Genomic DNA, 25,448 nt, shown 5'->3' on the forward strand with positions numbered 1-25,448 from the left:
GGCTAGGCTTTTTCCGCTAAATAAGGATCGGCAAAGCCAAGATCTTGCATTATTTCCGTTTCAAGGCTTTCCATTTCTTCTGCTTCATCATCTTCAATGTGGTCGTAGCCCAGTAAATGCAAACAGCCGTGTACGACCATATGCGCCCAATGTGCCATTAAGGGTTTGCCTTGTTCTTGCGCTTCTCGTTCCACCACTTGGCGGCAAATAACTAAATCGCCGAGCAGCGGCAATTCCACTTCTTCAGGGCATTCAAAAGGAAAGGAAAGCACGTTGGTTGGATAATCCTTACCACGATAAGTGGCGTTTAAGCTTTGGCTTTCCGCTTCGTCCACCACGCGAATGGTGATCTCAGGTTGCAGGTTTTCTGCTTGCACAGCGGCGGTTGCCCATTGTTGGAATTGTTGTTCTGTGGGCAAGTTTTCGCTATTTTCTGCTGCGATTTGTAAATCAACGATGACATCTTTCATTCTGTTTCTTCTCGTTCTAAAGCCTGTTGTTTCGCCTGTTCTTGCTGACGCTGTAAGGCACGTTCTTGACGGCGAATTTCTTCCTGTTCGTCCCATTTATCATAGGCTTGCACCACTTTGGCAACCACTGGATGGCGAACAATGTCTTTACTGTCAAAATAATTAAAGCTCAATTCTGGCACATTTTCCAGCACTTCAATGGCGTGGCGTAAGCCTGATTTTTGGCTGCGTGGCAAGTCAATTTGCGTGATGTCGCCTGTTATCACCGCTTTAGAATTAAACCCAATACGAGTTAAAAACATTTTCATTTGCTCGGTAGTAGTATTTTGGCTTTCATCTAAAATGATAAAGCTATCATTCAGCGTGCGTCCACGCATATAAGCCAGCGGTGCGATTTCAATCACATTGCGCTCCATTAATTTCTGTACTTTTTCAAAGCCCAGCATTTCAAATAAAGCATCATAGAGCGGTCGTAAATAAGGCTCAATTTTTTGCCCTAAATCCCCCGGCAAAAAGCCCAATTTTTCCCCTGCTTCCACCGCAGGGCGAGTAAGCAAAATGCGGCGCACTTCTTGTCGCTCTAAGGCTTCCACCGCTGCAGCCACGGCAAGAAAAGTTTTCCCTGTGCCTGCTGGCCCAATACCAAAACTGATGTCATAACGCAAAATATTGTGCAAATATTGAATTTGATTTGCGCCACGAGGTTTAATTAAGCCACGCTTGGTTTTAATTGTGGTTTGATACACTTTTGGCACCGCATTTTGTTCTGCTTGTTCAGTATCTTGTTGTAATAACATTCGATTTTCCTGAATGGCTAAATGCACATCAGACAAATCAATTTCTTTCACCACGCCACGCACTGGTGCGGTTTCCAAATACAATGTTTGGATCAACGCCGCTACTTTATTTAACAATTTCGCGTGATGAGATTTTGGATTGGGATCCTTCGATTTCAGCGTAAAGGTAAAATTACGCCGTGCAATATCCAAGAAAAATTCTTTTTCGATCAACTGGATATTTTCATCAAATGCCCCGCACAACGCCTGCAAACGGGCATTATCTTGCGGTTCAAGAGTAAAGGTTTCGCTTAGTTCGCTCATTGGGGTGGACAAGTTGTGTTCCTTTCTATTTTTCAGTTGTTGGCAACATCATTTGATTGTTAGTGGGAATATTATCACGTTTTAAATACAGGCTCTAATGCTCTTTAAGAAATTCTCTTTTTGCAGAAATGTGAAAAATCTCTCATTTTTGATAGAAAATAAGAATAATTCTGTGAAGAATATCACGAAGTGAAATGATCCTTGTTTACTTCAAAATGGAGTAAAAATACTATCAAGCTTGAGATTTTCTCTATTTCACTTCAACAAAAAGGATGCCCTATGAAAAAAACAACATTGGCAGCTTTAATTTCTTCATGCCTTATCAGCCAATATGCCATGGCGAGTAGCGAAGGAATCTTAGATTTCAAATCAAACACTGAATTATTTAAACCAATTAATATTACAGAAACCTTCACTAAAAATGATGTCTTTAATTTAGAAAATGGTTCTTTAACTTTTGGTTTTAAAACCAATGCAGGGGATAATGTTTATTCTCTTTTAGGGGCTTCTACTCAAGGTGCTCACACAAATCACTATATTAATTTCTATATGTCAAGGAAACAAGGTACGGATACCTTTGGCTTAGAATTAAGAAATAAGAATAATTATTTAATTAATAACTCATTACTTACTGCTAAGATAAACAATAAGAATAAAGATTATCAAACTATTACCTATACCTTTGATAAAGAAAATAATCAAATTAAAATTTATGTAAATGGCGAATTAAAACAAACTCATAATAATTCAAAATTCTTCAAAGATATTGAGAACTTAAATATTGCTTATTTAGGAAAAACGCCAAGAAGTTCTGGTAATGATATGCGTTTTAGTGGAAATATTTATTCTGCGGGAGTTACCGAACAAGTATTATCAGAAGAAGAAATCAAAGCACTACACAAAGAGTTAGCCGAAACTTATCGCCGAAATGAAGTTGAGTTTGCTGATAAGCATCGCGCTTCGGGAGCAATGCTTACCGAAAAAGAATCGCTCTTTCAACCAAATCAAGATGGCGCAAGAAACTACCGTATTCCTTCTTTATTCACTACACAAAATGGCGTTGTTATTGCCGCTATCGACAAACGTTGGCAACATTCTGCCGACTGGGGAAATATTGACACAGCAATCCGCCGCAGTTTTGATGGTGGCTTAACTTGGCAAAAAAGCCAAACAGTGATTGATCTTGCTAGCCAATCTTATGGCGGTCAAAATTCCGCCTTCTTAATCGATCCACTTATGGTGCAAGACAAACGCAACGGGCGTGTCTTTATGATTGTAGATATGTTCCCTGAAACAAAAGGATTCTTTGGGATCAAAAATCAAAATGCCGAAGGTTCGGGTTATAAAAATATTGGTGGAAAATATTATCAATTATTAACTGACGAATATAACAATCGTTATACTATTCGTGAAAATGGTATTGTTTATAATGATAAAAATAAACCAACAGATTATCGTGTCGTTATTAATGGCAATCCTGAATTGGCATTTAAAGATCTTGGGGATTTATATCAAGGTGATATGCGTTTAGGCAATATTTATTTGCAAACTAAAAATCCAAATAATGATAGTGCGCCACTTAAATCAACTATCACCAGCAATTTATGGCTAACTTATAGTGATGATGACGGCGAAACTTGGTCTAATCCTGTCAATATCAATCCACAAGTGAAAGCAGATTGGATGCGCTTTATGGGAACAGGTCCCGGAACAGGGATTCAACTTAAAGACGGCTCTTTAGTGATGCCTGTTTACTACACCAATAGCAATAATAAACAAGCGGCTGCAGTGATTATCAGCAAAGACGGGGGAAAAACTTGGGAACGCGGTGAATCCCCAATTGATAGCAGATTTGCGGCACAAGGCGGATCACGTCTGCTTAACGGCACTTATGGCTATGAAATTACTGAATCCCAAGTGATTGAATTAGACAACGGACAATTAAAACTCTTTTCTCGTGTAACGCCGCATAATCGCGTTCATATTTCCACCAGTTATGATGGCGGTTACACTTGGGAAAAAGACATTATTTTAGATGATGTGCTATTAGAACCTTATTGCCAACTTTCCGTGATTAAATATTCCAAACGTATTAATGGCAAAGAACATATCCTTTTTGCTAATCCACATTCTAACGGTCGTAATAATGGCAAAGTTTGGCTCGGTGAAGTACAAGAAGATGGTTCTATCGAATGGAAATATACCACCACAATTACACCAAATAATTATGCCTATAGTAGCTTAACTGAATTACCAAATGGCGATATTGGCTTGCTTTATGAAGGTGCGGAAGGAAAAATTGAATTTGTCCGCTTAAATATTCAAGAGCTTGTTTGGAAAAATAATATCTTGCATCGTGATAAACGAAACACACCATTTGAATATGCCCGCAATAGTACCGCTGCTGAAACGTTCTATAAAATTGGTGATGGCGAAATTATTAAAATTGGTGAAGGTGTAAATCCTGCCAAAATCATTGTTAATGAAGGCACATTAGGTCTAAAACAGCAAGAAAAAGAAGGTAAAATCCAAGCCTATTCTGAAATTCTTGTAAACCCTGATGGCACAGTAAAATTATATGGTGAAAATCAAATTAAAGCCGAAAATCTTAGCTTAAATAAAGGAATGTTTGACTTAAATGGAAATAATTTCACCATTGAAAATGGTGAGGATAAAGGGCTGCAAGCCGCAACAATTAATGGAAATATTATTAATAGTAATTCCACTGACACTAGCACGCTCAACTATCTGCAATCTGGAGAAAGAAAAATTAAGGGCGAAATACTCGGTGATGATAAGGGTAAATTAAATTTTGCCTATAAACCGACCGCACTTAATAATAACCACTTAACTTTAGAAACAAACTCAACCTTAAACGAGCTTACCATCAATCAAGGTGAAATAATTTATGCACCTGATACTTCACATTTAACGCAAAATGCAAATTTAGCGAAGAATGCAACATTAAGCATAAAAGATAATGTAATTGCTCGCTTTGATAGCTTTGCACTTGATGACACCAGCCAAATTAATGCGGATATTAGTGCCGACCAAACAAGCCGTTTATTTGCAGATACGCAAGGTCAAGGTAGCTTAAGCAAAAATGGAGAGGGTACATTATATTTAATTGGTCAATTCAATCACACAGGAAAAACCTTGTTAAATCAAGGGGTAACTGTTTTAGAGGGTGAGCTTAATAATTCACCATTATATATTCAAGAAAATGCCAGTTTAGCGGGGGATGGTATAATTAATTCACACGCTTACTGGCGGGCTAATTCCCATATTATTCCTAATAAAAATCAGCAATTCACAAATGCCTCAAATGGCAATAAATCGGGGAATACTCATTTCCAACCAAAAACCTTGTCGTTTTCTGACGTTACTAATGAAGGAGCAGATATCACATTAAATGTAGATAATCCTTCCGAAAATATAGCTGAATGGCGATCAGATCGTGTACTTATTAATGGCAATCTAACGACTGAACAATCTATTCCTGTAAATATTAATTTACAGCATAATCATATTGGGCGCTCAGATATAAATAGCAATAATCGCTATGATGCCAATGAAGGGATTTCACTAATCCAAGTGAAAGGACAACCAAGTCGCCTTGATGCCTTTAATTTGGCGAAAGCTGTTCATAATGATGAAAGCCATATTAATCGCTACGCCTTAGTCAGCATTGAAAAAGGGGCAAGTGCGGCAAGTGAAAATAGTTTTGGTGAGAACAATAGCGATTTCTACGATTACCGCTTACAAACCTTGTTAATCAATGAAAAAGGTGAAGCGTTATCACCAATCATTAAAGCGCCTCAAGAGCCACCTAAAGAGGAAAGCCCTAAACCTGATGACACAGCTACACCTACTCCACCAACCGCAGATACGGCAGTAACCCCACCTGCAAATCAAGATGAAAGAAAGACTGATGGCAGCAGTGAACCTGCTTCCCCTGCGGATGATGCCACGGTAACTCAGCCTTCAAACAAAGATGAAGACAATGCCAATACGCCTTCCCCTGTAGATAACACTGCGACAACGCCATCTTCAGATCAAGATGAAGATAACGTAGATAACGCTACGGATAGCACTGTGCCTGCTGAGGATACTGCGGTAACCCCATCTTCAAATCAAAATGAAGATAGTGCAGATAACGCTACGGGTAGCAGCGTGCCTGCTGAGGATACCGCGGTAACGCCATTAGCAGGCGCAACAACTTCAAGTGCTTCAACCTATCGCCCAGCATTAAATAGCCAAGTGCCTGCCTATTTGGTAACGAATTTAGCTTTGTTAGAACATAGTTATATGCAGGCTCAGATCTTTGCGCAAAATATTACGCAAGGCACGAAAAATTTCTATGTTTTACAACAACATCGTAAAGCCACTTATAATAGCAATCTTGGCTTTGGAGATTATGGCTATGGCTACAAATCCACCACAAATAGCACTCTATTTGGCGGTCGTCTTGATCTCAACGATAAACATCACCTTCACTTAGGACTTGCTCTCAGTAAATTCTCAGTTGAACCAAAAACCACAGAAATTGAAGGCAGTAGTTCTGCAAAATATAACTCTGTGGGAGTATTGTTCACCTTAGAGAATCAACTGACCGAACAAAGCTATGTTAATCTTAATGGAAACTATCAATATATGCGCGGTAAAATTTCCACTTCACAACATAAAGATTTAGCCAAAGTGAGAGGCCATTCTTGGGGCATTGGTGCAGAAACAGGCTATCATTTCTTGATAAATGAAGTCCGTTTAACGCCGATTATTGCGTTACAATACCAAAGTAGTAAAGCCAATATTGAGGATCATACCTTCAGTTGGAATATCAATAATGATCGACAATATATTTTCACTCAACAAATTGGGGGTGAAATTGCGTGGAAATCATTGAAACTCCGTACAATGTATGAACACAATACAGGAAATACTCCTGTCTTAACCCTCAATGATGGAACAACCCAGCAATACAAAACGGGTAAATTAGGCAACTCCTTATTATTCTCTGCCAGCGCAGGTTATGATATTACGCCAAACCTAAACATCAGTGCCCAAATTAGTCATAGAAAATCCCTTTCTGACTATGGATTAAAACAAACTAATTTAGCTGTTAAATTAGAATATCAGTTCTAATAAACCATAAAGGGATGGCTTAAAAACCATCCCTTTAACTCATTAATCATTGGTGTAATACAATTTACCAATTTCAATTTTTTGTCTGCCGTTGGCTTCGCGCCATTTGTTGGTATCACGCAAGGAATAAACGCAGCCGCAATATTCTTGTTGGTAGAAACGTTCGCGTTTGCTGATTTCGATCATTCGTTGTGAACCACCGCCTTTACGCCAGTTGTAATCCCAATATTCCACATCATCATATTTTGCCGCCGCGCGGTGCCCGCAACCGTTAATTTGGTTCATATCTTTCCAGCGAGAAATGCCTAAACAACTTGTAAACACGGGGAAACCATTTTCGTGCGCATATTGTGCGGCTTTTTCAAAACGCATATCAAAGCACATTGTGCAGCGAATGCCACGCTCTGGCTCGTTTTCCATTCCTTTCGCACGATCGAACCAGTTTTGCCGATCATAATCTGCGTCAATAAAAGGAATGCCAAATTTTTCTGCAAAGCGGATATTTTCTTCTTTACGGATTAAATATTCTTTTAACGGGTGAATATTCGGGTTGTAGAAATAAATGGTAAATTCAATGCCTGAGGCCAAAATAGCTTCCATCACTTCACCCGAGCAAGGGGCGCAGCAAGAATGGAGCAGCAATTTTTGGTGTCCATTTGGCAAGGTTAATTTTTCACGCACAAAAGGCGCGTTCGGATCTTTTTTCGCTTTACGCGAAGTGCGGTGCGATTTTTGTGAAAATTCCACCGCACTTTTGTTTGTTTCGTGATTGGTTTGTTGTTCCATAATCAATAATAGCTAAAAATAAAATTAAGTTGTTCTATCCACTGATAAATAAGCCAAAGAAATCAGTGCTTGTTTATACTCACTTTCAGGCAAAATGGCAATGGCATCAATGGCTTTTTGTGCTTCTTGACGTGCGCGGTCGATGGTGTATTCAATGGAGCCATATTGCGCCATTATGGCAAGCACGTCATTTAAAATTTCACGTTGCCCACCTTGTTCAATGGCATTGCGAATAAGCTGGCGTTGGTTTTCATCGCTGTTATGCATTGCGTGTAATAATGGTAAGGTCGGTTTGCCTTCAGCAAGATCATCACCAATATTTTTGCCTAAGGTTTGCGCGTCTGCTTGATAATCCAACACATCATCAATAAGTTGGAATGCAGTGCCGAGATAGCGTCCGTATTGTTGCAATGCAAGCTCTTGCGCTTCGCTCGCCCCTGCGACAATGGCGGAACACTGCGTTGCTGCCTCAAATAAACGCGCAGTTTTGCTATAAATAACACGCATATAGCTTTCTTCTGTGGTATCAGGATCGTTCATATTCATCAATTGTTGAACTTCCCCTTCCGCAATCACATTGGTGGCATCAGACATTATTTTTAGAATTTTCAGCGAGTTAGTATCCGTCATTAGCTGAAAAGAGCGGGTATAAATGTAATCGCCCACCAACACGCTGGCCGCATTGCCAAATTCACTATTGGCCGTGGGTTTGCCGCGGCGCATTTCTGATTCGTCCACCACGTCATCGTGCAACAAGGTTGCAGTATGGGTAAACTCAATGAAAGTGGCACAATTAATATGCTCTTCCCCTTGATAACCCAGCGCATTAGCAGCCAACACGGCAAGCATTGGGCGAATGCGTTTGCCACCACTTTGAATTAAGTAATAACCCAGCTGATTAATCAGCGGTACGTCAGAATTAAGCTGCGCCAAAATTTTGGCATTAACTTTCTGCATATCCTCATTGATGAGCATTTGGATTGCATTTATATCCATAAGATTGCGTTTATCTATCATTGTGAATGTGTTTATCATTGCCTAAAGTGCGGTTGATTTTACCTGATTTTCTTGGCTTTCTGAAATCAAACCAGCGTAAATCTAACTTTTTTTATTTTATTGCAAATAAATTCTTGCTATCGGGTTTGTTTTTCCGTAGAATTTGCGACCTATTTATATGAATTTTGATGTGCTAAATGAATTAAACATTAAAGCACAATGTATAGCGGAGTATTTATGTACGCAGTTTTCCAAAGTGGCGGTAAACAACACCGAGTAAGCGAAGGTCAAGTTGTTCGTTTAGAGAAACTTGAAGTTTCAACTGGCGAAAGCGTTGAATTCGACTCAGTGTTAATGGTCGTTAATGGTGAAGATGTTAAAATCGGTGCGCCAGTTGTTGCTGGTGCGAAAGTAGTGGCTGAAGTGGTTTCACACGGTCGTGGCGATAAAGTTAAAATCGTTAAATTCCGTCGTCGTAAACACAGTCGTAAACAACAAGGTCATCGTCAGTGGTTCACAGAAGTGAAAATCACTGGGATTCAAGCATAATTTCAGAGGAGATCAAGTAGATGGCAACTAAAAAAGCTGGTGGTTCAACTCGTAACGGTCGCGATTCTGAAGCTAAACGCCTTGGTGTTAAACGCTTCGGTGGCGAATCTGTATTAGCAGGTAGCATCATCGTTCGTCAACGTGGTACTAAATTCCACGCAGGTGCTAACGTAGGTATGGGTAGAGATCACACTTTATTCGCAACTGCTGATGGTAAAGTAAAATTTGAAGTTAAAGGCGAAAAAAATCGTAAATACGTTAGTATCGTAGCTGAATAATTTTACAAATAAACAGAATAAAATGCCTCACAGTTTTGTGGGGCTTTTTTGTTATTAGCCTATATAATCCACATCATTTCAAAAAATTTTACGTGCAAATATAGAAATTGCCAAAGCTGCCCCCATATAGCAATTTCAACCGCGTAAAAGATAAAAAGAGAACATCACCCAGATTAAGGAGGAAATGTAATGAAGCAACAACCCCTATTAGGATTTACATTTGCCTTAATCACCGCAATGGCTTGGGGTTCACTGCCTATTGCTTTAAAGCAAGTGTTAAATGTAATGACACCACAAACGATTGTTTGGTATCGCTTTATTGTGGCCAGTTCCGCCCTACTGCTATTTTTAGGATTAAGCAAAAAATTGCCTAAGCTCTCACAGCTTAACCGCTATTATGTGGGCTTGCTAGTTTTTGGCATTATTGGGCTTTCAGGCAACTTCTCTTTATTTAATACCTCATTACAATTTATTGAACCCTCGGTAGCACAGATTTTTATCCACCTTTCTTCCTTTGCGATGCTGATTTGTGGCGTGATTGTTTTCAAAGAGCGGTTAGGTTTGCACCAAAAAATTGGACTGGTGATTTTAATTATTGGTTTAGGGCTATTTTTTAATGACAAGCTCGGCCAATTTACCCAGCTGAATGGGTATTTAATCGGGGTATTATTAAGCGTCTGCGCCGCCTTAATTTGGGTTGCTTATGGGTTGGCACAAAAATTGATGCTACGCCAATTCACAGCACAACAAGTGCTATTAATGTTTTATTTTGGTTGTGCAATGGTCTTTACGCCCTTTGCGCAGGTTTCACAAGTACAGGGACTAAGTGGTTTAACCTTAGCTTGTTTTATTTACTGTTGTTTAAATACATTGATCGGCTACGGCGCTTATGCCGAAGCCTTAAACCGCTGGGAAGTAGCAAAAGTGAGCGTAGTTGTAACACTGGTGCCATTATTTACCATTGCGTTTTCCCATTTGCTGCACGCGATCGATCCGCAAGAGTTTTCTGCGCCAGATCTCAACAACCTAAGCTATATTGGCGCGTTCGTGGTGGTGCTTGGTGCAATGTTCTCAGCAATTGGACACAAATTTATAAAGAATAAGAAATAGGAGAAAAAATGAAGTTTATTGATGAAGCCTTGATTCGTGTTGAGGCTGGTGATGGCGGAAACGGCTGTGTGAGTTTCCGCCGCGAAAAATTTATCCCGAAAGGCGGGCCTGATGGCGGTGATGGCGGTGATGGCGGCGATGTGTATCTTATTGCCGATGAAAACCTTAACACCCTGATCGACTACCGTTTTGAAAAACGTTTTGCCGCAGGACGTGGTGAAAATGGTCGCAGTTCAGACTGCACAGGGCGTCGTGGTAAAGACATCACACTAAGAGTGCCAGTAGGAACGCGTGCGATTGATAACGACACCAAAGAAATCCTCGGGGATTTAACCAAACACGGTGCCAAAATGCTGATTGCCAAAGGCGGCTATCACGGTTTAGGCAATGCCCGTTTTAAATCTTCCGTAAACCGAGCACCACGGCAAAAAACCAACGGCACAGCGGGCGAAAAACGTGATTTGTTATTGGAATTAATGTTGCTCGCTGATGTGGGTATGCTTGGCTTGCCGAATGCAGGAAAATCTACCTTTATTCGTGCTGTTTCCGCAGCCAAACCGAAAGTGGCAGATTACCCATTCACCACCCTTGTGCCAAGTTTAGGCGTAGCTCGGGTTGATGAAAACCGTAGCTTTGTAATTGCGGATATTCCAGGTTTAATCGAAGGTGCGTCTGAAGGGGCAGGCTTAGGTATTCGTTTCTTAAAACATTTAGAGCGTTGTCGCGTCCTCATTCACCTTGTGGACATCAACCCAATTGATGGTAGCGATCCTGCGGATAACATTGCCATTATTGAAAGCGAGCTTTTCCAATATAGCGGAAAACTTGCCGATAAAACCCAATGGCTGGTGTTTAACAAAATCGACACAATGTCCGATGAAGAAGCTCACGAGCGAGCAAAAGAAATCCTTGAACGCTTAGGTTGGGAGGGTGATTATTACCTCATTTCCGCTGCGACAGGAAAAAATGTGCCAGCACTCTGCCGTGATATTATGGATTATTTAGACGCTCACCCAAGAGAGGAAGAAAAACAACCAGAGAACCCAGAAGAAGTGAAGTTCAAATGGGATGACTATCATCAAGAACAACTTGCTGAACATCAATTTGATGAAGACGATGAAGATTGGGACGATTGGTCAGATGAAGATGATGAAGGTGTAGAAATTATTTATAAACCTTAATTTACTATCTTTAATATAAAAAATAAGGAAGGAGCAATCCTTCCTTTTTACTAAGATCTTACTATACTAAATACTACAATAGGGATTAATTAGTCTGCAGATTCCGATATTTTATGCATTACTACTTTTACACAATGCTCATTACTCATAATCCCAATCTCCCAAATGAATATTGTTAAAGCGTCTCTCTCTATCTTGATAATATAATTCTTGTGGCCCTATATAAAATTGAGAGAGAATAAGCATTTCCAACACGTCAATTCTATCCAGTATAACTTTATTAAGTTTGATAGCTAAAGTTGCATCACAAAACTGAGAATCGCATACAATCCTTTCCATATACGCCTTAAATGTTTGTTGAAAATGATAATAAGCTTTCTTTGTATTATTAAATAATTCTAACTGATCAGAATATAGCTCTTCTTCAATTAAACCATTCAAATGAGAAACCTCAGCATTCATTGCTTGCTCTTGTTCATAAAAATATGCATGCCTAACGTGTAAACTCGCTCTCCTTTTATGTTCTTCTGATAAAAATGCACTATCATCATGTACCAAAGGATGGATTCTTTCACTAACTAATGCTGGATATTTTTTCAAAAACACTCGCAATTCCTGTGGTTCAAAATTCCATTCGCGAAGCTCATTATCAGTGAGATAATCTAACATATTGATAGAATCTGCTAGTCCGCCTTGCTGAATAAAATCACTTAAACGAAGTACTTGTTGCTCTATAAATTTTGCTTTTAGCCGATTAATTTCTGAATTATCTCCATCACAATGATCATTAATAGATTGTTTTTCCGAGCATAGCGAATTGAGAAATTGAAAATAGCGATCCCTATATGTAATCCAAGCCCTTTGAACAGATTTAAAATATTTTCGAGAAACTAGATCAATTTCACCTAAAAACAACCTATAACTACGGTTCAATCCTCTATCTAGTGAATTCTGTTCAAGCTTATAACAATAATTTGCCTTTTCAGGCAACTTCATCTCAACAAAAGAACTTGTTAAAAAACATACTGTAAATAATCGTTCCCAAGGATAGTCATTTCGAGTATTCAAAAATTGTTCAGCCATTAAAGAGGGGGGAGTCAATAACAAAAGCAAAATAGATAGTAAAATTTTCATTATATCCTCCATTTCTTTTATCATTTATGCATATCAAAGTGCATTATTACATTGGAATAATGCTTGCTATAAACTTTTATTAAACTAACAAAAAATACCATTTTTTATTATCACCCTAATAAACGTTGTCTTGCTATCTCAAATAAACACACGCCAGTCGCAACCGATACATTCAGGGAAGAAACCGAGCCCGCCATTGGAATACTCACCAACTGATCGCAAGTTTCGCGAGTTAAGCGGCGCATTCCGTCCCCTTCTGCGCCCATTACTAACGCAAGCGCCCCCGTTAGTTTGCTTTGGTATAAGGTTTCCGTTGCTTCCCCTGCGGTGCCAACCACCCACATATTATAATGCTGTTGCAACTCTCTTAGGGTACGCGCTAAATTGGTTACACGAATCAATGGCACCACTTCTGCCGCCCCACACGCCACTTTGCGAGCGGTGGCATTAAGCTGTGCCGATTTATCTTTTGGCACGATCACCGCACACACGCCTGCCGCATCGGCGGTACGCAAACAGGCACCCAGATTATGCGGATCGGTTACGCCATCTAGCACCAATACAAGGGGATTTTGCTGATCGCGTAAAATACGATCCAGATCATTTTCATTTAATTCTTTAGCAGGTTGCACGCGGGCAATAATCCCTTGATGCACTTCGCCGTTGGCTTTTTTATCCAACGTTTCTCGGTTAAGGAATTGCACGGAAATGCCAAGCTGATAAAGCGTATTGAGAACAGGCTGTAAGCGTTTATCCTCACGTCCTTTTAGCACATAAACCTCAATCAACCGTTCAGGTGCATTTGCCAAAAACGCATTAACCGCATGGATTCCATAAATATTTTCAGACATTGTTATCCTTTAACATTGATACATAAAATAAGGCGGAATTATACGCTTGTTTGCCGTCTTTCCGCCAGTTTTCCGCAAGTGTATTTAATTAAGTGCGGTGCGATTTACGTTTATTTTTCTTAGCAGAAATTTCTGATTTTTTCACCGCACTTTTGTTTTTCGCTTTTTTCGTTGATTTAGTGGCGGATTTCCCTTTTTGTTTTTTCGCGCTTTCAGCATAGCGGAAGCCTTTTTTCGCTTTATCCTTGGCAGTTTTGCCTTCGCGGCGTGGCTTGCGTTCTGTGCTGATAAGTGAGAAATCCACTTGGCGTTGTTCAAGGCTAACGGCTTCTACACGCACTTCCACTTTATCGCCTAAACGATAAATCCGTCCGCTGTTTTCACCGATTAACTGCTGGCGGTTTACATCAAATTGATAATAATCATTATCCAAGGTTGAAATATGCACAAGCCCGTCAATGAACAAATCATCTAAACGGACAAATAAACCGAATCCTGTTACGGCAGAAATTACGCCAGTAAATTCTTCGCCAACGTGATCTTGCATATATTCACATTTGAGCCAGTCTGCCACTTCGCGAGTCGCGTCATCGGCGCGGCGTTCGGTCATTGAGCAATGTTCGCCTAGGTTATCCATTTCATCAAAGGAATAATGATAACCGCCTGAATCTGTGGTTTTGCGTTTTGAGCCTTGCAATTTAGCCAGTAAGTATTTGATTCCACGATGTAAAGTTAAATCGGGATAGCGGCGAATTGGCGAGGTGAAATGCGCATATTGCTCTAGCGCTAAGCCAAAATGCCCAATATTATCTGGGGAATAAATCGCTTGGCTGAGAGAGCGTAGCAACATGGTTTGGATAAGTTCGTGATCAGGGCGCGCTTTCACTTGTGCCAGTAATTTGGCGTAATCTTCTGTGGTTGGCTTTGCACCACCGCCTAGACTTAACCCTTGCTCTGCGAGGTAAGCACGGAAAGCACTGAGTTTTTCTTCACTTGGCCCTGCGTGAATACGATATAACGCAGGTTCATTGTGGGTTTCCATAAAATTCGCCGCGGCAATGTTGGCTAAAATCATACATTCTTCAATGATTTTATGGGCATCATTACGCACCACTGGCTCAATGCGTTCAATGCGTCCCATTTCATTAAACACAAATTTGCTTTCGATGGTTTCAAAATCAATCGCGCCACGTTGCTGGCGAGCTTTTACCAAGGCTTGATAAAGATGATGTAATTCTTGCAAATGGGGAACAAGGGGTTCATAGCGCTGTTGCAGTTCTTCATCACCTTCCAAAATGCGTGCCACTTTGGTGTAGGTTAAACGCGCGTGAGAATTCATCACGGCTTCGTAAAAGCGGTAATCGGTCATTTTGCCTTTTGGTGAAATACTGAGTTCACACACCATACATAAACGATCAACCTGTGGATTGAGCGAACACAAGCCGTTAGAGAGTACTTCTGGCAACATTGGCACAACGCGATTTGGGAAATACACCGAGTTTCCGCGATTATAGGCTTCGTTATCCAATGCAGTGCGCAGGCGAACATAGTAGCTCACATCGGCAATGGCAACCCAAAGTTTCCAGCCTCCTTTTCCTGTACGCTGGCAATACACCGCATCATCAAAATCTCGCGCATCTTCACCATCAATGGTGACTAAAGGAAGTTGGCGTAAGTCCACCCGCCCTTTTTTCGCCGCCTCAGGCACTTCTTTGGTGAATTTTTTTACTTGTTTTTGCACCGCACTTGGGAAAACGTGCGGAATATCGTGATTGCGAATGGCAATTTCGGTTTCCATTCCTTTTGCCATATTTTCGCCTAACACTTCAATAATCATTCCCACAGGGCGAGTAAACATTGCGGTGCGAGGTTTGAGTTCCACCACCACAACTTGCCCCATTCGTGCGCCGTGGCGATATTCATTAGGGATCAAAATATCACGATTGATTCGGCTGTCATCAGGCACAACATAGCCAATCCCTTCTTCTAAAAAGAAACGGCCCACAATATGCTTTTTGCGTCCTTCAAGTAAACGCACGATGCGCACTTCTTGACGCCCTTTGCGATCAAAACCGCTTGGCTGCGCAAGAACATAATCGCCGTGCATAACTTGCTTCATTTGTCCATTGGGAATGAATAAATCTTGCTTTGCACCGTCCACTTGTAAAAAGCCGTAGCCTTCTTTATGCCCAATCACCGTTCCTTTGATTAAGTCTAATTTTTCTGGCAAGGCATAGCGCTTACGCTTGGTAAAAACAAGTTGCCCTTCATTTTCCATCGCGCGTAAACGGCGGCGCATTGCTTCTTGGCGCTCTTCATCGTGAATTGCCAAAACAGCATATAATTCTTCTTTTGAGATTGGCGCATTATGATCACGAATAATATTGAGAATAAACTCACGACTTGGCACAGGGTTGCTATATTTTTTTAATTCCTGCTGATAATTTGGATCGGAAAGTGCGGTGGTTTTTTTTGTTATTTTTTTAGCCATAATGATTTCCTTATAAGGCATAGATTGCTGTAAGTTTGACATTGCAGGAAGGGGAAAGCAAGGAAAGAATTGGGGATATTTTAGGCAAAGTGCTTTTTATCGTTATTATTTGTAAAACAGCAAGGGGATAAAATACGCTTACAAACAAAAACCCAGCGCGCGCTGGGTTTTTTTATCTTATAAAAAGCTGTGATTATTCAGCAACTACGATAAGACGTAAGTTTGCGAATACTTCACCGTGAAGTTGGAAACGCACTTCGTGTTCACCAGTGGTACGGATTAAACCGTTTGGTAAACGAACTTCGCTTTTCGCTACTTCAACACCACGAGCTGTGATTGCATCAGCAATATCACGAGTACCGATAGAACCGAATAAACGGCCTTCATCACCCGCTTTACTTGCGATGGTTACAGACTCAAGGGCTTCAAGACGCTCTGCGCGATCCATTGCTGCCACAAGTGCTTTCGCTGCTTTTTCTTCTAATTCTGCACGACGTGCTTCAAAATATTCAATGTTAGCTTTAGTTGCCATAACTGCTTTACCTTGTGGGATTAAGAAGTTACGCGCATAACCAGATTTAACATTAACTTGATCACCTACATTACCAAGGTGAACAACTTTATCTAAAAGAATTACTTGCATTACCGTATTCTCCTTAATTACTGATTATCAGTGTATGGAAGTAACGCTAAGAAACGCGCGCGTTTGATTGCACGAGCTAATTGACGTTGATACTTCGCACGAGTACCGGTAATACGGCTTGGAACAATTTTGCCGCTCTCTGAAATATAGTTCTTTAACGTTGCGATATCTTTGTAATCGATTTCTTGAACGTTTTCCGCTGTAAAGCGGCAGAACTTACGACGACGGAAATAACGTGCCATTTGGCTAGTCTCCTAATCTATAAATTCGATTTGCTCGGCGTGTAATACTAATTGACTTAAACCATTTGCAGATTTATGTGAAGTGATAAACCCCACAATCAATAAATTACTGCCGACCGTAATGCTTTGAGTTTTTGCAATTAACTGATTGCCACTAACTTGAACTGCGATTTTACACCACGCTTGGCGGGGTAAGCCTGCCTCTTGTTGTTCAGAACGATGCTCTAAATAAAAACGGCAATGTTCAATTCCGTTAGGGCTTTTGCTTCGTTTGGGAAAGTCGCTGACTTGACCAATTAATGAGAAGCGATTATCAATCTTTGAATTACTCTTCAGCATCCTCAAAATCGTTGTTTTCAACTTCAGCTAAAGGTTTACGCTCTTCGCGTGCTTTAACCATTGGGGACGCTTCTGTTACGGCGTGCTTAGTACGAATAATTGCGTTACGAAGAACTGCGTCGTTGTAACGGAAAGTTGTTTCTAGCTCGTCGATGACTTCTTGAGGCGCTTCTACATTCATTAGCACATAGTGTGCTTTGTGTAATTTGTTGATTGGGTAAGCTAATTGACGGCGACCCCAATCTTCTAAACGATGGATTTGACCGCCCGCTTCTTTAATAGAATTGGTATAGCGCTCAATCATCGCTGGTACTTGTTCGCTTTGGTCCGGGTGAACCATAAACACGATTTCGTAGTGACGCATTACTGCTCCTTACGGGTTAATCAGCCTCCGACTGTAAGACCAGCTACCAATCTTGCGGAAGCAAGGAACGAAAATGATGATGTAGCTGTAAGGCGTGCGATTATACAGGATTAACGAAAAAGCACAAGGGGAAATTATGTTATTTTATAAGGAAATTTTGAGTTTCAAATTGCACACTTTTAATATATGTAAAAAGCGTCAATTTACTCAAAATTACTCAAAAAATTTCGCAAAAAACAACCGCACTTTTAATGGAACTCATTCAGTAAAGCCGATGAGCATTACAATTCAAAGATAGCTTGTAAAACTCAGGCTCTCGTCACCTCATCGCTAGCTTTGTAACCATTTGTATTTATAACCAAAGTGCGGTGCAATTTTTTGAATTTTTTAATAGCGAATAAAGCAAATAAATGAGTTACATCCACGCATTATTACGAATGATCCCTACCGCAATGCCTTCAATTTCAAATTGTTCTGTTTCAGCAAGATCAACCACAATTGGCTCAAACTCTTCATTTTCTGCGTGAAGATAAACAACCGAACCTTTGCGCTCAAAGCGTTTTACGGTAACATCGTCTTCAATGCGAGCCACGATCACTTGGCCATTGCGTACGTCTTTGGTGCTATGCACGGCTAATAAATCACCGTCTAAAATGCCGATGTCTTTCATTGATTGACCATAGACTTTCAGCAAGAAATCCGCTTGCGGTTTGAACATATTGGCATCTACTTTATAAGTGCCTTCAATATGCTGTTCTGCTAAAATTGGCTCACCCGCGGCAACACGTCCGATAAGCGGCAAGCCCTCTGATTCTTCTTCCGTATTTTCTTCTGCAAGCAAACGAATACCGCGCGATGCGCCTGGGATAATTTCAATTACCCCTTTTCGTGCAAGTGCTTTGAGATGTTCTTCTGCCGCATTTGGTGAGCGAAATCCCAATTCACGCGAAATTTCCGCACGGGTAGGCGGCATTCCTGTGGTTTCTAAATGGCGTTTTAGTAGATCATAAACTTCTTGCTGACGGGCTGTGAGGGCTTTCATCATTGTCATTTTACTCCCCTGTTTTTATATACATATTTACTGGCATTATATACAGAAACAGATTTGTTGCAACCGCTTTTCTTGTTTATGTGTTATTTTGTCGATTTTTCCGCAAATTAGAAAAATAGTTGCCTGAAAAATGGAAGTTCAGTCTTGAATTCAAAGCAAGGCAAATTTTTTGTGCTAAAATATCGTAATATTTTATTAAATTATTACAAAAATAATGGATAGTTATATGGCTAGCGTACTTAATTTATATAGAAAATTATTAGAATTACCCCTTTCTGTATTAGTTAAAAACAATCCGATTCCACATAATCCTATTGAAGAACTCGGGCTAAATATTCAACAGCCTATTGTTTATGTTTTACCTTATACTTCACAAACCGACTTGGTGATCTTCCGCCGTAACTGCTTAAGCGTGGGATTACCCGATCCCTTTGAAAACAACACATTTGGTGAGACTTCCCTACCGCGTTTTGTGTTTTTAGATGAAGGCCACCGCATTTTTAAATCTAAAGGTGCGAAAAAAGAAACCTTAGCGATCTTTAATAAATATTTAGAATTACACCGCACTTTACCCGATCTTGATGTGCAATTAATCCCAGTTTCCGTGCTATGGGGGCGTTCACCCGGCCACGAAAATAAAGCTGGCTTACCAAATTTGCGTTTATTAAACGGTATTCAAAAATTTGCCGCCGCAATTTGGTTCGGGCGCGATACCTTTGTGCGCTTTTCGCAAGCCGTTTCATTGCGTTATATGGTGAATGAACACGGCTCTGATGAAAAAATTGCGGCGAAATTAGCGCGAGTGGCAAAAATTCACTTTTCTAAACAACGCATTTCAGCCACAGGGCCGCGCTTGCCAAATCGCCAAGCAATGTTTAATAAATTGCTGCAATCCCCTGCGATTCTAAAAGCCATTGAAGATGAAGCGAAAAGCAAGAAAATTCCAATGGAAAAAGCGCAAAAAGAGGCCTATAAAATCTTAGATGAGATCGCCGCCAATGTGAGCTATGAAGGTTTGCGTGTGGCAGATCGTTTCTTACGTTGGCTATGGAATAAACTTTATCAAGGCATTGATGTGCAAAATGCCGATCGTGTGCGTAAGCTGGCACTTGAGGGACACGAAATTGTTTATGTGCCGTGTCACCGTAGCCATATTGACTATTTATTACTGTCTTATGTGTTATATCATCAAGGTTTGGTAACACCGCATATCGCCGCAGGCATTAACTTAAATTTCTGGCCTGTGGGCGCAATGTTCCGCCGTGGTGGTGCATTTTTTATTCGCCGTACATTTAAAGGCAACCGTCTGTATTCCACCATTTTCCGTGAATATTTAGGTGAATTATTCCATCGTGGTTACTCAGTTGAATATTTCATTGAAGGTGGGCGCTCTCGTACTGGGCGTTTACTTGCGCCAAAAACAGGAATGATGTCAATGACCTTGCAAGCCTTACAGCAGCGCCAAACGCGTCCGATTTCTGTCGTGCCTGTTTATGTGGGCTATGAACACGTTTTGGAAGTGGACACTTACGCCAAAGAATTGCGTGGTGCAGCAAAAGAGAAAGAAAATGCAGGGCTTGTATTACGCGTAATCAAAAAATTGCGTAATTTAGGTAAAGGCTATGTGAATTTTGGCGAGCCGATCGTGTTAAGCAACTATCTCAACCAGCATTTCCCTGAATGGAAAGAACAAACGCCAGAAGGGGAAAAATCACAATGGTTCAACAAGGCGGTGGATTCCGTTTCTAACCAAGTGATGATTAACATTAATAATGCCGCTGCCGTAAATGCAATGAATTTAACTGGATTAGCCTTGCTCTCTTCACGCCAACGCGCTTTAACCCGCGAGCAGCTTTTAGAACAGCTGGCTAGTTATCAGCAATTCTTACAAAATGTGCCTTATTCTCCAGATATTATCGTGCCTACGGAAACGCCTGAAGAAATGCTCGATCACGTTCTCAATCTAGATCGTGTGGGCGTGGTGCAAGAAAAAGATAACTTTGGTGAAATTATTCGCTTAGAACGCAATTATGCCGTGCTAATGACTTATTATCGCAACAATATCCAGCATCTGTTTGTCTTGCCATCATTGGTTGCGAGCATTGTGTTGCATTATGAAGCGATTCAAAAATCATTAGTTTTAGATGCCGTAAATAAAATTTATCCTTTCTTACAAAGAGAGCTATTTCTGCATTTCAGCCAACAAGAACTTAATGAACAAGTGGAAAAAATCATTGCCGAATTGCAACGCCAAAATATTATTCAATGCAATGAAAATATGCTGTCTATCAATAAACCACAAGTTCGTGCATTACAGTTATGGTCGGCTGGCGTGCGTGAAATCCTACAACGCTACTACATTACCGTGAGTATTTTACAAAACGATCCAAGCATCTCCCGTGGCATACTGGAAAAAGAAAGCCAATCTGTGGCACAACGTTTATCCGTATTGCACGGCATCAACGCACCTGAGTTTTTCGACAAAGCCGTATTCTCTGCGTTTGTTGCAAGCCTAAAAGAACAAGGCTACTTTGATGATGACAATCACATTGATATGCCACGTTTAAACGCACTCAGCGAAATTCTCTCCCATATGATCTCCGCAGAAGTCGGCCTAACAATCCGAAGTGCGGTAGAAAAAACCGAAGATTTTGTTGAACAAAGCGAATAAAAATCCCATAAAAAACACCCGCTCTTAATAAAGCGCGGGTGTTTTTTAATACATTTTATTTATTGTTGATTGTAATATTTATAGGCTTCATCAATGGAAGGAAAATCTAATAACTTGCCTTTTTCTAGCACCTTAGCACTATCACAATACTCACGAATTGCAGAAGGGCTGTGAGAAACGAGAATAATAGAGCGATCTTTGCGTTTTTCAAAAAGCTCATAACGACATTTATCACTAAAGCGCGAGTCCCCTACGGCAATCACTTCATCAATAAGATAGCAGTCAAATTCTACAGATAAGGATAACGCAAAGGCTAAACGTGCTTTCATTCCTGATGAATAACTTCTCACAGGTTCATAAAGGTAATTACCCAATTCTGAAAACTCTTCGGTAAAGGCTTTTACATAGTCAATATCGGCATTATAAATGCGACAAATAAAGCGCAAATTGTCCATTCCCGTTAAACTACCTTGGAATGCACCACTAAAGGCGAGCGGCCAAGATATGCTCATTTCACGGCGAATCGTGCCTGATGTTGGCGCTTCAACACCACTCATTAAGCGAATTAAGGTTGATTTCCCTGCACCGTTACGCCCCAAGATGCCAACTTTTTCCCCTTTCTCAAGTTTAAAATTAATATCATTTAAAACAGTTACTGGGCCTGTTCTTGTATGATATTTCTTATAAACATTTTCTACACTGATCATCTTGCGTTAATCCTATTACTAAAACTGCGTACCATTAATAATCCAATTAAAAGCATTACTAAATCACAGGCAAGAAGATAGCCGGGAGATTCCATTGTGACGACACTTGAACCAAAATAACCGTGTCTAAACATTTCCGTACCGTGAATCATTGGAAACCATAGCAACATAGATTGCACATTACTAGGCAAACTGCTTACTAAAAAGAATGCCCCCGAAATAGGAAACATCAAGAATGTTAATGTTCCCCAGATCTTGCCAAAAAATTCTAAATAATAAGATAGTGAGCAAATAATCAAGCCTAGACCAATGGCAAATAGCGCCATTAAGAACCAAGCAAAGAGCATATATAGCACATCGCTTGGCATTTCAACCCAGCCGATTATCACAAGAAAGGCAAGCATTAAAATCTGTGCAACGGTCGCCCCCATAATTTCCAATGTCATTCTAGAAAAAAGCGTATCTAAAGGGCGAACATTACGGTGATATAACAACGCCATATTGGCATCAATTGCACCAATTGCTCTATTCGAGGCATTACGCCACATCATCAATAAGGGATAGCCTGTGATTGCAAAAGCAACAATATTTAGCGTAGAGAACCTATCTGCCCTAAAAAAGTGCCACATTAATACAATCACAAGGGTCATCATAAAGGGTTCGACAAATAACCATAAGAACCCTAAATTCTTACGCCCATAACGAGTAATGATTTCGCGTAGCAATAATGCTTTCAGCACTCGCCACTGAATTTGAAATGATTCTCGCAATGAGGTTTGTTCGCCATACTGCATTAGTTTTTATGCTCTCTCACACCTGCTAATAATAGTGTTAATACACCATAAAGCACCAAGCCAAGAATTAACGTTGCCAAAATATTGTATAAACGATGCGGCTCTAAGGCTAAATCTGGACGATTCGGCTTAGCAATAATTTCCAAATATAGCTGCTGTCTGCCTGCTTCTTCTTTTGCGCTTTGCAACGCTGACATCGCAGCAGTTAATTGTTGTTTCGCTAAGGTATCATCTAAAATCAAACGTTGATACTCAGCAGATTGGGTGGTTAACGATTTTTTCCCTTCAAAAACTACATCTAACTGCTGTGATAACTCTTCTCGAATACTTTTTTGTCTTGCTCTTAACACTTTAACCTGAGGGTTATTGGGTGATAACGCTCTGACTTGATCAAGCTGAGTTTGAATTGAAATTAATTCATTTTGTAATTTCTGTACCAAGGTCAAAACTGATTCTGATTGGCTTGCCACATCAAAAATTTCATTTTTAACACGATATTGGCTTAATGCGACAGAAGTTTCAGTTAAATGATTCTCTGCTTCATTAACCGATTGTTCTGCGAATTTAATGGTATCCCTACGCGCACGATCATTAAGCTGATTCACTAATTTTTCAGCGAGATTGAGCAAGGCATTATTAATTTCTTGCGCTGATGCTGGATCAAAAGTACGCACCCTTAATGTTGCAATACCCGATAGTGAATCAATACTAATGGATAAATGATCGCGAAAATATTGATAGAACGCTTCTTGCGAATCAAATAATCCTAGTGGATCAAAGCGACTGAAAAAATCCCCTTCGTCATAATATTTTCTAAGCGGCAAATCAGTTTCTAAGGTGCTTAAAGCATTGCGAGAATGCATAAACTCTTGCACAGTAAATGTGTCATCTTGAGAGCGTGCAAAGCCGATACTTTGCAACAATGCCCCCATTCCACCTAAACTAGCCTGGCTACGTGAAGAACGCACAATAAAGCTAGATTCAGAAATATAGACATCTGAAGCCCAGATCGAAAAATAGAAAATTGAACAAAAAGTAGGAATAATCACCGTTATCCACAATAATGGATTAAGTTTTTTTAAATTCAATTTTTTCTTACGTCTTGCAATAGGCTGTTCAATATTTTGTTCCATTCTTCACACCTACATATTATTAATGCTATTGATAGTGGATAATGCTGGACTAGTTGAACCAAAAATCATACGAAGGAATTTTTGGAATTCAGCCAATGGTGCATTAGACACATAAACAATATCTTTATCTTTTATCGGAAACTGCTGAATCCAAAATATTGATTGTGGTTCCAATAAGTTCGCTTGATATACCGTTGGAATCTTCATTCCATTATGGAACCCTTTTTCCTGCCATTGTTGCTGATCGGCAAGTGATAATTCTTCAAATGGAATATAACGGAAAATAAAAACCCCACGCGGATCTGCTCGGTTATCGTTTAATCCACCAAGACGACCTATCGCTTCAGCCAAGCTCAAACCTTCAGCTGAAAAACGAATTTCTTTACTATTTCCTACCGCACCCATCGCAGTAAATGAAAGTGGATTATTTAGTAAACTTAATACATCACCAGAACGCAGAAGGATATTCTCTTGCGGTTCACGAGCTAACTTAGCTAAGGAAATGGTCTTCACTTGATTATTGCGCGTAAGCTGAACTGAAATATCTTGTAAATCACCACTAACACCACCAGCCGCAGTTACCGCATCAAGAACTCTTTCACCATACGTTGTTAAAGGCATACGCACTGCTGCCGCTTTAGTAAGCACTGTTACATTCGCAGAATTGTTTTTGACAACGCGTACAATAGCTTGTGGCTGATTAGCAATAGATTGTAAGCGATTGACAATATCAGTTTGAATTTGCTCTGGCGTTTTTCCTGCTACACGTAAAGAACCAATAAATGGAATGGTAACACGTCCATTATTGTTAACCATTTGCTCTGGCAAACGAGTACTTTGACTAGCAGAAACCCCACTTTCATCTAACACGCTACCAAATAAAATTGCTGGCGGTGCTTCCCAAAGAGTAATATCAAGCAAATCACCAGAACTGACCACACCTTGGTAACGTTGCTTAGAAGAACCTAATTGCTTAAAAGATTGAACTTGAAAAGGCGTATTGCCTACAGCTTTGTCATCTAATTTAATTAATTGAACAGCAGGAACATTAGTATTTTGCTGTTCCACTTTTTCAATGCTGTCTTTATTTGGCCCTGATGTGGGTAAATTGGCGCAGGATACAAGTAAACAACAACTGATAGTAATGAAAGATTTGCGCATATGTTTCCTTATAACTATTATTGGGTATTTAAACGTAAAAATGATAGATAGTCAAAAATTCTGAGCATTATAATGCATAAATCTCATTTATGGGGATTTTTTTGTTTAAAGCAGTAACTAGTTGAAATAGTTAATGAATATTAATCTCCTAGAATTTCTATACAAAAAATCATGTTTGACTACCAGTAAATAGGAAAGTAGAATTATACGGTTAAAAATTTGAAATGGATGAATTTAGCTGAATAATTTACTGTA

General features: G+C 40.0%; 22 protein-coding genes. 6 read left to right on the plus strand and 16 right to left on the minus strand.

The window, feature by feature from the left end:
* Positions 1 to 2 precede the first annotated feature (2 nt).
* Positions 3 to 470: an rRNA maturation RNase YbeY gene (gene ybeY, locus DYC50_RS09960; RefSeq protein ID WP_115250039.1), complete on the minus strand. Its 468-nt coding sequence runs from the start codon at positions 468 to 470 to the stop codon at positions 3 to 5.
* A complete protein-coding gene (locus DYC50_RS09965; protein ID WP_115250040.1) occupies positions 467 to 1,570 on the minus strand; it encodes a PhoH family protein in 1,104 nt (367 codons plus the stop codon). The genes ybeY and DYC50_RS09965 overlap by 4 nt, the downstream gene beginning before the upstream one ends.
* 279 nt (positions 1,571 to 1,849) lie before the next feature.
* Between DYC50_RS09965 and DYC50_RS09970 the strand changes: the two genes are divergently transcribed.
* A complete protein-coding gene (locus DYC50_RS09970) occupies positions 1,850 to 6,712 on the plus strand; it encodes an exo-alpha-sialidase (protein WP_115250041.1) in 4,863 nt (1,620 codons plus the stop codon).
* 42 nt (positions 6,713 to 6,754) lie between these two features.
* Here the strand turns inward: DYC50_RS09970 and DYC50_RS09975 are convergent, their stop codons facing one another.
* Both DYC50_RS09975 and ispB read right to left on the minus strand, forming a co-directional pair.
* Positions 6,755 to 7,498, minus strand: a complete 744-nt coding sequence (locus tag DYC50_RS09975; protein ID WP_245872635.1) for an epoxyqueuosine reductase QueH — start codon at positions 7,496 to 7,498, stop codon at positions 6,755 to 6,757.
* 24 nt (positions 7,499 to 7,522) lie between these two features.
* A complete protein-coding gene (ispB, locus tag DYC50_RS09980; RefSeq protein ID WP_115250042.1) occupies positions 7,523 to 8,494 on the minus strand; it encodes an octaprenyl diphosphate synthase in 972 nt (323 codons plus the stop codon).
* A gap of 237 nt (positions 8,495 to 8,731) precedes the next feature.
* On the opposite strand from ispB, the gene rplU reads away from it, so the two are divergent.
* The 4 genes from rplU to cgtA all read left to right on the plus strand — a co-directional run bounded on the left by rplU (position 8,732) and on the right by cgtA (position 11,612).
* Entirely contained in the window at positions 8,732 to 9,043 is a 312-nt protein-coding gene (rplU, locus tag DYC50_RS09985) for a 50S ribosomal protein L21 (protein ID WP_103853280.1), read from the plus strand.
* 20 nt (positions 9,044 to 9,063) lie between these two features.
* Positions 9,064 to 9,321, plus strand: coding sequence for a 50S ribosomal protein L27 (gene rpmA / locus DYC50_RS09990; protein ID WP_103853279.1), 258 nt, complete (start codon positions 9,064 to 9,066; stop codon positions 9,319 to 9,321).
* A 189-nt stretch (positions 9,322 to 9,510) separates the two neighbouring features.
* Positions 9,511 to 10,431, plus strand: coding sequence for a DMT family transporter (locus tag DYC50_RS09995; protein ID WP_115250043.1), 921 nt, complete (start codon positions 9,511 to 9,513; stop codon positions 10,429 to 10,431).
* 8 nt (positions 10,432 to 10,439) lie between these two features.
* The gene (cgtA, locus tag DYC50_RS10000) at positions 10,440 to 11,612 is read left to right on the plus strand and encodes an Obg family GTPase CgtA (RefSeq protein ID WP_115250044.1); all 1,173 of its coding nucleotides are present in this window, start codon (positions 10,440 to 10,442) and stop codon (positions 11,610 to 11,612) included.
* Positions 11,613 to 11,753: 141 nt separating this feature from the next.
* On the opposite strand, the gene DYC50_RS10005 is transcribed toward cgtA, so the two are convergent.
* The 8 genes from DYC50_RS10005 to lexA all read right to left on the minus strand — a co-directional run bounded on the left by DYC50_RS10005 (position 11,754) and on the right by lexA (position 18,727).
* On the minus strand, positions 11,754 to 12,746 hold the full coding sequence (locus DYC50_RS10005; RefSeq protein WP_172459085.1) for a lysozyme inhibitor LprI family protein: 993 nt from the start codon (positions 12,744 to 12,746) through the stop codon (positions 11,754 to 11,756).
* A gap of 110 nt (positions 12,747 to 12,856) precedes the next feature.
* Positions 12,857 to 13,597: a 23S rRNA (guanosine(2251)-2'-O)-methyltransferase RlmB gene (gene rlmB, locus DYC50_RS10010; RefSeq protein WP_115250047.1), complete on the minus strand. Its 741-nt coding sequence runs from the start codon at positions 13,595 to 13,597 to the stop codon at positions 12,857 to 12,859.
* An 88-nt stretch (positions 13,598 to 13,685) separates the two neighbouring features.
* Positions 13,686 to 16,088 (minus strand): ribonuclease R, encoded by a 2,403-nt coding sequence (rnr, locus tag DYC50_RS10015; RefSeq protein ID WP_115250048.1) that lies wholly within the window; start codon positions 16,086 to 16,088, stop codon positions 13,686 to 13,688.
* Between the two features lie 193 nt (positions 16,089 to 16,281).
* A complete protein-coding gene (gene rplI / locus DYC50_RS10020) occupies positions 16,282 to 16,731 on the minus strand; it encodes a 50S ribosomal protein L9 (RefSeq protein ID WP_103854029.1) in 450 nt (149 codons plus the stop codon).
* Between the two features lie 17 nt (positions 16,732 to 16,748).
* Complete coding sequence (gene rpsR / locus DYC50_RS10025) at positions 16,749 to 16,973, minus strand: 30S ribosomal protein S18 (protein ID WP_035687245.1); 225 nt, start codon at positions 16,971 to 16,973, stop codon at positions 16,749 to 16,751.
* A gap of 12 nt (positions 16,974 to 16,985) precedes the next feature.
* Positions 16,986 to 17,312 (minus strand): primosomal replication protein N, encoded by a 327-nt coding sequence (priB, locus tag DYC50_RS10030; RefSeq protein ID WP_103854030.1) that lies wholly within the window; start codon positions 17,310 to 17,312, stop codon positions 16,986 to 16,988.
* The gene (rpsF, locus tag DYC50_RS10035; RefSeq protein ID WP_103854031.1) at positions 17,299 to 17,676 is read right to left on the minus strand and encodes a 30S ribosomal protein S6; all 378 of its coding nucleotides are present in this window, start codon (positions 17,674 to 17,676) and stop codon (positions 17,299 to 17,301) included. Before rpsF ends, priB begins: the two co-directional genes overlap by 14 nt.
* A 415-nt stretch (positions 17,677 to 18,091) precedes the next feature.
* Positions 18,092 to 18,727, minus strand: coding sequence for a transcriptional repressor LexA (gene lexA / locus DYC50_RS10040; protein ID WP_115250049.1), 636 nt, complete (start codon positions 18,725 to 18,727; stop codon positions 18,092 to 18,094).
* A gap of 226 nt (positions 18,728 to 18,953) precedes the next feature.
* On the opposite strand from lexA, the gene plsB reads away from it, so the two are divergent.
* Entirely contained in the window at positions 18,954 to 21,398 is a 2,445-nt protein-coding gene (plsB, locus tag DYC50_RS10045) for a glycerol-3-phosphate 1-O-acyltransferase PlsB (protein WP_115250050.1), read from the plus strand.
* Positions 21,399 to 21,457: 59 nt separating this feature from the next.
* On the opposite strand, the gene DYC50_RS10050 is transcribed toward plsB, so the two are convergent.
* From DYC50_RS10050 to DYC50_RS10065, 4 genes are read right to left on the minus strand one after another with little or no spacing between them, the layout of a single operon-like run.
* Positions 21,458 to 22,105, minus strand: a complete 648-nt coding sequence (locus tag DYC50_RS10050) for an ABC transporter ATP-binding protein (protein WP_115250051.1) — start codon at positions 22,103 to 22,105, stop codon at positions 21,458 to 21,460.
* The gene (locus DYC50_RS10055; protein ID WP_115250052.1) at positions 22,102 to 22,899 is read right to left on the minus strand and encodes an ABC transporter permease; all 798 of its coding nucleotides are present in this window, start codon (positions 22,897 to 22,899) and stop codon (positions 22,102 to 22,104) included. The genes DYC50_RS10050 and DYC50_RS10055 overlap by 4 nt, the downstream gene beginning before the upstream one ends.
* The gene (locus tag DYC50_RS10060) at positions 22,899 to 24,032 is read right to left on the minus strand and encodes a capsule biosynthesis protein (protein WP_115250053.1); all 1,134 of its coding nucleotides are present in this window, start codon (positions 24,030 to 24,032) and stop codon (positions 22,899 to 22,901) included. Before DYC50_RS10060 ends, DYC50_RS10055 begins: the two co-directional genes overlap by 1 nt.
* 9 nt (positions 24,033 to 24,041) lie before the next feature.
* Positions 24,042 to 25,193, minus strand: a complete 1,152-nt coding sequence (locus DYC50_RS10065; RefSeq protein ID WP_115250054.1) for a polysaccharide biosynthesis/export family protein — start codon at positions 25,191 to 25,193, stop codon at positions 24,042 to 24,044.
* Positions 25,194 to 25,448: the final 255 nt, after the last annotated feature.

Source organism: Avibacterium avium, from assembly GCF_900454535.1.
Taxonomy (GTDB): domain Bacteria; phylum Pseudomonadota; class Gammaproteobacteria; order Enterobacterales; family Pasteurellaceae; genus Avibacterium; species Avibacterium avium.

Coding starts and splice junctions, on each gene's coding strand:
- rlmB (WP_115250047.1), bottom strand. CDS start 13,597: ATGTCTGAAAATATTTATGGAATCCATGCGGTTAATGCGTTTTTGGCA.
- DYC50_RS09995 (WP_115250043.1), top strand. CDS start 9,511: ATGAAGCAACAACCCCTATTAGGATTTACATTTGCCTTAATCACCGCA.
- rpsF (WP_103854031.1), bottom strand. CDS start 17,676: ATGCGTCACTACGAAATCGTGTTTATGGTTCACCCGGACCAAAGCGAA.
- rplI (WP_103854029.1), bottom strand. CDS start 16,731: ATGCAAGTAATTCTTTTAGATAAAGTTGTTCACCTTGGTAATGTAGGT.
- rpmA (WP_103853279.1), top strand. CDS start 9,064: ATGGCAACTAAAAAAGCTGGTGGTTCAACTCGTAACGGTCGCGATTCT.
- DYC50_RS09970 (WP_115250041.1), top strand. CDS start 1,850: ATGAAAAAAACAACATTGGCAGCTTTAATTTCTTCATGCCTTATCAGC.
- rpsR (WP_035687245.1), bottom strand. CDS start 16,973: ATGGCACGTTATTTCCGTCGTCGTAAGTTCTGCCGCTTTACAGCGGAA.
- DYC50_RS10065 (WP_115250054.1), bottom strand. CDS start 25,193: ATGCGCAAATCTTTCATTACTATCAGTTGTTGTTTACTTGTATCCTGC.
- DYC50_RS10005 (WP_172459085.1), bottom strand. CDS start 12,746: ATGAAAATTTTACTATCTATTTTGCTTTTGTTATTGACTCCCCCCTCT.
- DYC50_RS10050 (WP_115250051.1), bottom strand. CDS start 22,105: ATGATCAGTGTAGAAAATGTTTATAAGAAATATCATACAAGAACAGGC.
- ybeY (WP_115250039.1), bottom strand. CDS start 470: ATGAAAGATGTCATCGTTGATTTACAAATCGCAGCAGAAAATAGCGAA.
- rnr (WP_115250048.1), bottom strand. CDS start 16,088: ATGGCTAAAAAAATAACAAAAAAAACCACCGCACTTTCCGATCCAAAT.
- DYC50_RS10060 (WP_115250053.1), bottom strand. CDS start 24,032: ATGGAACAAAATATTGAACAGCCTATTGCAAGACGTAAGAAAAAATTG.
- priB (WP_103854030.1), bottom strand. CDS start 17,312: ATGCTGAAGAGTAATTCAAAGATTGATAATCGCTTCTCATTAATTGGT.
- lexA (WP_115250049.1), bottom strand. CDS start 18,727: ATGACAATGATGAAAGCCCTCACAGCCCGTCAGCAAGAAGTTTATGAT.
- DYC50_RS10055 (WP_115250052.1), bottom strand. CDS start 22,899: ATGCAGTATGGCGAACAAACCTCATTGCGAGAATCATTTCAAATTCAG.
- rplU (WP_103853280.1), top strand. CDS start 8,732: ATGTACGCAGTTTTCCAAAGTGGCGGTAAACAACACCGAGTAAGCGAA.
- cgtA (WP_115250044.1), top strand. CDS start 10,440: ATGAAGTTTATTGATGAAGCCTTGATTCGTGTTGAGGCTGGTGATGGC.
- plsB (WP_115250050.1), top strand. CDS start 18,954: ATGGCTAGCGTACTTAATTTATATAGAAAATTATTAGAATTACCCCTT.
- DYC50_RS09965 (WP_115250040.1), bottom strand. CDS start 1,570: ATGAGCGAACTAAGCGAAACCTTTACTCTTGAACCGCAAGATAATGCC.
- DYC50_RS09975 (WP_245872635.1), bottom strand. CDS start 7,498: ATGGAACAACAAACCAATCACGAAACAAACAAAAGTGCGGTGGAATTT.
- ispB (WP_115250042.1), bottom strand. CDS start 8,494: ATGGATATAAATGCAATCCAAATGCTCATCAATGAGGATATGCAGAAA.